Source organism: Vibrio sp. 1078-1, assembly GCF_033340475.1.
Window position 1 is genome coordinate 1 of sequence record NZ_JAWOWM010000298.1, and the last position, 735, is coordinate 735.

At 47.2% G+C, this 735-nt stretch carries 2 pseudogenes; both read right to left on the reverse strand.

Annotated elements, in window-relative coordinates:
* Nucleotides 1-111, reverse strand: a pseudogene (locus R7190_RS27200) (16S rRNA (guanine(527)-N(7))-methyltransferase RsmG); the annotation flags it as partial.
* A pseudogene (gidA, locus tag R7190_RS27205) lies at nt 111-735 on the reverse strand (tRNA uridine-5-carboxymethylaminomethyl(34) synthesis enzyme MnmG); the annotation flags it as partial. The pseudogenes gidA and R7190_RS27200, both read right to left, overlap by 1 nt.

The following is a 735-nucleotide window of genomic DNA, read 5'->3' on the forward strand; positions in this document are numbered from 1 at the left end:
CCACTTATCGAGCAGCTCAACGTAACCGACTAACTGCTCTCGTTGTTTTTCTGAAACGTCTAAATCGGTCTGTGCAATCAGTGAATCAAGCTTGGTTCGTAGTGCACTCATTACTCTTCCTCGCCTTTTTTCAGCAAGCCGTGCTTCTTCAGATGCACAAGAAGAATTGAAATCGCAGCAGGCGTAATGCCGGAAATACGCGAAGCAATGCCAATACTTTCCGGTTTGGCTTCGCTCAGTTTCGCAACCACTTCGTTCGACAAACCTTTTACGTCTTTGTAATCCAAATCCGCAGGCAGTTTTGTGTGTTCGTGGCGAAGCGATTTTTCGATCTCTTCTTGCTGACGCTTGATGTAACCGTCGTATTTCACCTGAATTTCTACTTGTTCTGCCGCTTGTTGATCTTCAAGAGCAGGAGCAAAGGCATCAAGTTGAGTCAATTGTGAGTATGAGATCTCTGGACGACGCAAAAGATCCTCACCACTTGCTTCACGCGCCATTGGCGTTTTCAGCAGTTTGTTCAGTTCATCAATGCCCGCCGAGTTTGGGTTTACCCAAGTAGACTTCAGACGCTGACGCTCGGTTTCCATGTTCTCGATTTTTTCGTTGAAACGCGCCCAACGAACATCATCAATCAAGCCAAGTTCACGAGCTTTTTCTGTCAAACGAAGGTCGGCGTTGTCTTCTCGAAGCAATAGGCGGTATTCCGCGCGAGAAGTGAACATGCGGTACGGT